At 31.5% G+C, this 8,393-nt stretch carries 7 protein-coding genes; 1 reads left to right on the top strand and 6 read right to left on the bottom strand.

The window, feature by feature from the left end; genetic code table 11:
• On the bottom strand, positions 1 to 885 hold an 885-nt coding region (locus tag C4R78_RS09245; protein ID WP_173689761.1), incomplete at its 3' end, for a cache domain-containing protein.
• Positions 886 to 1,036: 151 nt separating this feature from the next.
• Between C4R78_RS09245 and C4R78_RS09240 the strand changes: the two genes are divergently transcribed.
• Complete coding sequence (locus tag C4R78_RS09240; protein ID WP_242971220.1) at positions 1,037 to 1,417, top strand: CBS domain-containing protein; 381 nt, start codon at positions 1,037 to 1,039, stop codon at positions 1,415 to 1,417.
• Positions 1,418 to 1,429: 12 nt separating this feature from the next.
• On the opposite strand, the gene gltS is transcribed toward C4R78_RS09240, so the two are convergent.
• The 5 genes from gltS to C4R78_RS09215 all read right to left on the bottom strand — a co-directional run.
• Entirely contained in the window at positions 1,430 to 2,614 is a 1,185-nt protein-coding gene (gltS, locus tag C4R78_RS09235; protein ID WP_103896750.1) for a sodium/glutamate symporter, read from the bottom strand.
• A gap of 95 nt (positions 2,615 to 2,709) precedes the next feature.
• A complete protein-coding gene (locus tag C4R78_RS09230; RefSeq protein WP_103896749.1) occupies positions 2,710 to 4,407 on the bottom strand; it encodes a methyl-accepting chemotaxis protein in 1,698 nt (565 codons plus the stop codon).
• Between the two features lie 87 nt (positions 4,408 to 4,494).
• Positions 4,495 to 5,742: an Ig-like domain-containing protein gene (locus C4R78_RS09225; protein ID WP_146057688.1), complete on the bottom strand. Its 1,248-nt coding sequence runs from the start codon at positions 5,740 to 5,742 to the stop codon at positions 4,495 to 4,497.
• Between the two features lie 117 nt (positions 5,743 to 5,859).
• On the bottom strand, positions 5,860 to 7,884 hold the full coding sequence (locus tag C4R78_RS09220; protein ID WP_103896747.1) for a methyl-accepting chemotaxis protein: 2,025 nt from the start codon (positions 7,882 to 7,884) through the stop codon (positions 5,860 to 5,862).
• A 182-nt stretch (positions 7,885 to 8,066) separates the two neighbouring features.
• Positions 8,067 to 8,393, bottom strand: a 327-nt coding sequence (locus C4R78_RS09215; protein WP_146057656.1) for a transposase, incomplete at its 5' end; no start/stop codon positions are given.

Genomic DNA, 8,393 nt, shown 5'->3' with positions numbered 1-8,393 from the left:
AACAAGGGCAAGTAATGCTACTATTCCTAGGGTTATAATTAAAAATATAACCGTTTGAATTATTGATTTTTCAAATTCCTTTCCATATTCCCTCTCATTCATCGTTGCAATAGCTATCCAACCTGTTTGCTTTGATTTTGCAAAGCCTGATATTTTTTCTTCTTTATCTAATGTGTATTTTAAATTTCCTTCCTTCATTTCAATAATTTTTTTACCAAAGTCATACTTTTCAGCTATGTTTACAAGCAGCATATCCTTATTAGGATGGGCAATTATTGTTCCATCTTCTAAAATTAAAGCCGCATACCCTGTTTGTCCAACTTGCGTTTTGGTTATATAATCACAAAGCTTTTCTAAGTCCACATCAGCAGCAGCCACTGCAACCTGTCCATTCGAGAGTCTAAAGGCCTTTGAAACAGTTATTATAAACTTTCCTGTAAAGGCATCCTCATAAGGATTTGTTATAACCACACTTCCAAAGGAAGCTACTGCATTTTTATACCATCCCCTTGAGGTTGGGTCATATCCTTCAGGAACCTTTCCGGGATAAAGAAAAGTTTGTTTATCACTAGTTCCAATATATAAAGACAAAATATCAACATTTGCATCCTTTATGCTTTTTATAACCTCCATAATTCCATTTGGATCCTTTTTTAAAACATTAGGATTTTTAGATACCGATTCTACTGAAGTTTTCATAGAATATATAAAAGAATCTATGTAGGAAACTTTTTCTAAGGAAATCTGCTTAGTAAAACTATTTATTTTATCTTCTACTAATTTTTTGCTTCTATAAAGAAATAAGGATGCAGTTAAAATGCTTGAAATTAAGGATATTAAAATAAAAATTACAATAAACTTTTGCTTTAATGCAATTTTTTTCATAAAAACCCTCCTTTGTTAAAAAATTCTTAAAATTTATTATAAAGCACTTAAAATGGATAATCAAGCATCCTTTAAAAAATATTTAGAATATTTTAAAAATTATTGAATTTAATTCCTGAAAATCATATAATTTAAAAAAAGGAGGGATATTATGTTAGAAGTTATAAAAAGTAACTTTGTATCATTAAAACCTGATGATACCGTCAAAAAAGCCCTTGATGAGATGGAAAAAAACAAAAAAAGCGTTGCCGTTGTTGTTGATGAGGAAAATAATCTAAAAGGAATTATCGTTAAGTCAGATATATTTAAATTCTTAAGGACAGAGGGACACATTATCACTTGTCCTGTTGAATGGGCCATGACAAAAGAAGTAATAACTGCAAAAAAAGAGGATGATATTTTAACTATAGCAAAGATTTTAAGAGAAAAGGACATAACAGCTGTTCCTATAGTTGAAAAGGAAAAGGTTTTAGGCCTTGTATCCCTTGAGGATGTAGTGGATTATTTTATAAAAATTATGGAAAAAAAATAAGGGGCAATGCCCCTATTTTATCATATTTGCAAATGTTGTAATTATTATTGAGTTTGTAAAATCTATCAAAAAAGCTCCAACTAAAGGTATTACAAAAAAGGCTTTTGGTGACGGACCATATTTTTCACAAACAGCACTCATATTAGCCATAGCGTTAGGTGTTGCCCCCATTCCAAAACCACATGTTCCTGCTGCCATTACTGCTGCATCATAGTCCTTTCCATTAAACTTAAATATTACAAAATATGCAAAGAAAATCATTAAAATAGTTTGAGCTATTAATATCACAAGCATTGGCCCTGCAATATCCTTTAGCTCCCAAAGTTTTAGTCCAATTAAAGCCATAGACAAAAATACGTTTAATCCTATTGAACCTAATATATCAGCACATTTTTGGTTTATATGATATTTTCCTGTAAGCTCACCTGTATTTAATATGATAGCTGCAATAATCATAGCATTTATGTAAGATGGCAAAGTAATATTTTTGCTTTTAAACCATGCTTCTAATACTGCTCCTAAGGACATTGAAATAATTATAATTGCAAAGGTTTTAAACATCTCTTCATAGGACACTTCTTCTAACACTATAGCAGCCTCATCTATGTAATCAGATGCATGGGGTTTTAAATTGTTCTTTTCTATAAGCCTTTTAGCAATTGGTCCTCCTAATAAACTTCCTGAGACTAGTCCATAAGTTGCTGCTGCCATAGCGGCAGTAACAGCCCCATTAAATCCATAGGATTTTTCAAAAAGCTCTCCAAAGGCAGCTCCTGTTCCATGTCCTCCAACCATTGTGACAGACCCTGCTATAAGCCCAAGCAAAGGATTTGCTCCAACCATTTTAGCAACCAAAACTCCAATTGTGTCTTGAAGTATTACAAGAAAAACTATACATAGGAAAAATACCAAAACTGCAAGGCCACCTTTTTTAAGAAGCTTCAAACTTGCAGACAAACCTATTGTAGTAAAAAATACTAACATAAAAGGCTTTTGTAAAGTAGTATCAAGACTAATCTTTAAAATTCCATTTTGCCTTAAAATTAAATTAAAAATAGCAAATATAAGTCCCCCAACCACAGGAGATGGAATACAAAACTTTTCTAATACATAAACCTTTGAACGAATAAAAGCTCCTAAATAATAAACTATAATTGCAAGTCCAACGGTTTGAATCATATCAAGTTTTAACTCCACCTAAGATCCCCCCATAAAAAATATCCTTTTATATAATACATAAAATTTCATTAAATGTCAATATATAGAAGAACCTTAGGAATAATTCCTAAGGCCTAACTTACTTTAAACTTACTTATAGAATCATTTAAATCGTTAGCCATGAAACTTAATTTTTTTGCAATAGATGCCACTTCCTGTGATGAGGCTGAAAGCTCCTCAGAAGACGCTGCAACCTGTTCAACCGATGCGCTAGTCTCTTCTGTTATAGCACTTATATTTTCTACTTTTATTAACACCTCATCCTTTGATTTTTCTACTTTATCCATCTCTTTATATGCATCCTCAATAGATAAAATTATACTTTCAAAAGACTTTAATATATCTTCAAAAAATTTAATAGTATTTTTTAATACGCTTGTTTGAGATTCTACAGAATTTTCAGCTTCGAAGGATGATTGGATAAGCTTTTGAGTATCCTCTTTTATTGAATATATTGTATTATCAATATCCTTTGTAAGCTTCTTTGTTTCCTCAGCAAGCTTCCTAACTTCTTCAGCAACCACAGCAAAGCCCTTTCCCATGTCCCCTGCCCTTGCCGCTTCAATGGCTGCGTTAAGTGCAAGAAGATTTGTCTGCTCTGATATTTCATTTATAATATTTACCAGACTTTCCACTTGTTTAATTGAAGTAATCAAAACACTTACCTTATCTTCTACACTTTTAAAAGCAATCTTTATATCATTAATAACTTTTAAGGAATTTTCTATATCTTCTTTTCCTAAACTTGCTTTTTCAACCGTATTTTTAAAGCTGCTTTTAACTTCTGAAAGTTTTTTATAGGCATTCTCAATTGATTTTGTTAGCCTTTGCATAAGTTCTACTACATTTTGTAAATCGTTAGCTTGTGATGTTGAGCCTTCTGCTATCTGCTGCATAGTTTTTGCAACCTCCTCAAGGCTTGTTGCCATTTGCAAAGATGCTGCTGATAAGCTTTGAGAATTATTCTTTAACCCTTCTGATTTATCCTTTATATTCTTAATTAAACCCGCTACATTTTCTATCATAATACCTAATGTTTTCTTCATTTGGCTAAACTCATTTTTTCCTTCTTCAACTTTTTTGATTAAAAAATTACCATTTGAAAGTTCAAAAATTACATCATTTAATTCATTAGTTTCTTCTTTTATAAGCCTATATATAAACAATGTAATAACTATTAATAGAAAAAGAATCGATAATAAAATAAATAACACGCTTTTAATAAGACTAGAGTAGATTTCTTGACTTTGTATATACATCTTTTCTGATGTATTTTTGTTTAGTTCTATTATCTTTTTTATATTATCTTCAACCCTTTGACTTATCTCATCAAATATAGTCAAGTTTGAAAACAAATTTCCTTGTTTTATCGTATTGTTTACCTGCGTCCATTGAACCATATATTGATATAAATTTGCCTTTAAATCACTAATCAAACCTTTCTCCTCATCCTTAGCTACTTTTTCATAGCTGGATATAAGATTTAAAATTTCTGAATATAAACTTTCAATATTTTTACTGATTACATCATCATATTCCTTTAAAACATTTAACCTTAAAGCTCTATTTGCACTTATTCTCATTTTTAAAAATTTTTCATTTATCCTTAAAAGATAATCTAAAGAAGAAAACCTTGTTAGATACATATCCTTAACAAGCCTATTTGTTTTACCTAAATTTAAAACCGACAATGTCCCTAAAATAGAAGAAGATACCACAGATAGAATCAACATTAAAAACACTATCCCTTTTAAACTTAAATTTCTTTTCATTCTCCCACCCCCTACCAAAACCTAATATATAATATGAAAATCCCCTTTAAATTGACAAAACCCTTCTTCTTTAAAAAAGAAGAAGGGTTAATTAATCCAAACCGTTGTCTTTGAAGGAATATTTTTATAAAACCACAAAGAATCCTCAACGCTTAATCTTATACATCCGTGGGATGCTTTTTTTCCTAAAGTTGGAGCTACAATGGTTTTTTTATCTCGTGCAAACAAAACAGAGTGAAACAAATATCTTCCCACTATTCTTACCCAATTTTTAACACCTATTTTAGTGTCAGGAAAATACATCCACTCTCCCCTTTGTCCATCTAATTCAAACAATCCTTTTTTAGTTGGAGTTTCATCTTTTCCTGTGGCAACTTGTATATCCTTAACTAAAACAAACTTTCTAGAATTATCTTTTTTAAAAACATATGTCCTTTGCCTTGATGTATCTACCCAAATAAAATAAGCGGTTTTGCTTTCAAAGCCTTTTTTATTTACATAAAATTCAAGTTCCTCCTTGCTTAACCTATCACTTAAGACATTAGTTTTAATAACTTGAACATCTTTTAAAGGAATCCATCCAGACATATTCAAAACTTTTACAAAATACCATTCATTAAACTCATCTAATATTAAAACTTTTGTAGACTTTTTTAAAGCTTTTGTAGCTTTTCCTTTTACTTTGTTATATAAATATGTATTATATTTTAATATCCCTTCATTTTGGCTTTTAATTATCTTTTTTTCTATCTCCTCTAAAGTAAGTTCTTTAGCCTCAACCTTAACTTTACAATAATCTTCAATTCCATCCACTACAACCTTTATTAAAGCTTCTCCTTGAGCTTTGGCTATAACCTTACCATTTTCAACCTCTGCCACCTTTTGATTTGTTGACAGCCACTTCACATCTTTATATTCTGCATCTTCAGGCTCAACTTTAAAGAACAACTCAAATGTATCCCCAACTTTTAAAACTTTTTGCTTTTGACTTAATATTACCCTATTAACAAAATAAGGTTCTACCTTAACTTTACATTTTGCATAAACGCTTTCATCTTCCTCTAAGTAAACAGTTATAAAGGTTTCACCTTTAGATACTCCTGTAACATTACCTTCATCATCTACCACTGCTATATTAGGATTTTCTGAAACCCATCTTAACCCTTTTAAACCTTCTTCCAAAATAGTGGCATTTATTTTTTTGCTTTCTTTAACCTTTAATACAATTTCCTCCGAGTCTAAAACTATTTTAATTTCCTGTGCTTTTACTTTTGTTAAACTTAAAGGACTAAAACAAAACACAAGGGCAAAAAAAATTGCTATGATGCGCTTCACCGCCGTCACCTCCTTAAAATATTTACATAAAAGAATATGTTTTTTAAACTAGTTTTATACACAGTAATTATAATAATTTGAACAATAAAATAAAAGGGTGGCCTAACCTCCACCCTTTTAAACCTTAAACTTTTCAACCGTTTTTACAAGTTCGTCAGCAATTTGTGCAAGTTCTTCAACGGCTCCTGAAACTTCTTGAGCTGAAGCTGACATCTCTTCGCTTGAAGCGGATATCTCCTCTGTTGATGCTGATGTTTCTTCAATAATGCTTGATACATCTTCTGTTTCAGATAACACTGCATCCTTTGCCTCAACCGTTAAATCCACTGTCTTATATACATCCTCTATAGCTGGGGCAATGGCATCAACTGAATTTAATATATCCTCAAAGGATTTTACTGTTTTATCAACATTTTCAATCTGAGCTTTAATATGGCCATCAAAATTATTTACAGTATTTATTACTTCTTCTGTATCTTGTCCTATAGACGAAATCAGATTCTTAATCTCATCTGCGGAATGTTTAGATTCTTCAGCAAGCTTTCTTACCTCTTCAGCAACAACTGCAAATCCTCTTCCAGCTTCCCCTGCACGGGCTGCCTCTATCGCTGCATTTAATGCTAAAAGATTTGTTTGCTCTGCTATATTTGTTATAGCATCTGTAAATCTGCTTATGCTAGATACTGATTGGGAAAGATTTTTAACTTTACTGTTTACCATTTCAAAAGACTCTTTCACATCTTCTATCGACTGTAAGAGCATATTCAATTCGTTTTTACCAATATTAACCTTATCCTTTGCATCATCTGTTGATGCTTTAACGCTTTTTAACTTCTCATATATATTGTTCATATTTTGTGCTAAGCTGTGCATTAGATTAACAACTTGTTGTATCTTTTCTGTTTGGGTATTAGCTCCCTTTGCCACTTCACTTATTGTTGCCGCCACTTGTTCTGAACTTGCTGCCATCTCTTGAGAAGTTGATGCAAGGCTCTCTGAAGACCTTCCTATTTGTTGTGCCTTTAATTTTATATCCCCAATCATTACTTTAAAGGCCTCATTTAACTGTGAAATTGCCTTAGCCATATCTCCAAACTCATCCTCATTTTTGATAAGCTTTTCATCAACATCTTTAGTTAAATCCCCACTTGCCATAAAACCTAGATATTCTTTTATTTTGTTGATTACATTTACAGCATTTCTAGAGAAAATAAATAATATGCCGCCTACCAATACAAAGGAAATTATTCCTATTATGCTTAAGATAAATATAGTTCTATTTATCGCATCATAAACTGGTTGCATTGAAATTCCAATATCTATAGCTCCTATATGCTCCCCGTTTACATATACAGGAGTTAAAACATCATATACCGTAACCTTTTTTACATCGTAATAATACTCAGAGGCATATTCTTTTCCATAAACAGCAGCAGCCTTGCTGCCTTCATCATCTAACTTAATTCCAATTCTTTCTTTAATGCTGTGGGCCACCGCCGTTAGGTTTTTGTCTATAAACAAAGCATATACTATCTTAGGATTTTGAGCTATTTCATCCACAAGGGCTTGATAACTCGTTTTATTATACCTATCTTGAATTTTGTTTGCTAATATACCTACTTGAATCATTCCACCCTTTGGATTTTTTATGTATCCATACTTATAATAGTTGTTATTTTCTCTGCTTTTTCTTATATTTTCCATAAGCTCATTTTGTTTTCCTGAAAGAACAGGGTAGGATATGTGCTTACTATCAAAAACCGCACCTATGCTTGAATCTAAATTGGAATAAATAATAACACCTTTTGCATCAGTATAGTTTATTTCGTCAACCCCCAAAGTATTTGCTATTCTTTTTAAAACATCATTATTAATACTATCCTGGCTTAAAACAACTTTAGCGGCCATCCTTATCTTATCTTCAATCTGTTCATTAATGGTATTAAAAGCTACGGCTCTTTGCTCTATTCTCTTTGCCATCTGTCTTGTAAGCTCAAGACCATCTTCCTTCATGGTTTTTAATGCTAGCTGTTTTGTAAAATAAACCGCAAATATTGTAAAAAGAACGTAAGATAAAAATAGTATCAATAAAGGAAGAACTATTAATTTAAACCTTATGGATTTGAACCCCTTTTTCTCCATATCACTACCTCCATGTTTAATAAATTCGTTAATTGTATTATAAATTAGACAAAAATATTTTTCAATAGACAAAATGGTATAATTTCTACGATGTGGAATCTAAATCTAATTTTAGTCTTATTTTGTTAATATGTTGAAAAATATGCCAAATAATAAACAAGGGAATCTCCCATGAGATTCCCTCAGACCGTCGACAAACCCCACTTTTCAAAAAACGAAAAGTGGGGTTTGAGTATTTTTACAAGCATTTTTGATAAATATTTTATAAATACAAAGAAATTTTTGCCCTTTCCAGGGCCGTTTTGTCCCTTCTTCCACATCCAATTTGCCATCTTCTTTAAGTTAAAGCAAGCACAAACAAGCATCGCTTGCATGGACACTTTTTCTATCCCTCTTAGTGTTGTCCATCGCAAACCATGCTTCTCCTTCAAGTCAGCAAATACCCTCTCTATGGTTTTGCTTCTATCTTTATATAGTTCTTTGCATTCGTATGTATGTCTCAAATGTTC

The organism is Caloramator fervidus, from assembly GCF_900108045.1.
Lineage (GTDB): Bacteria > Bacillota > Clostridia > Clostridiales > Caloramatoraceae > Caloramator > Caloramator fervidus.
This window is presented reverse-complemented; position numbering and strand designations above follow the sequence as displayed.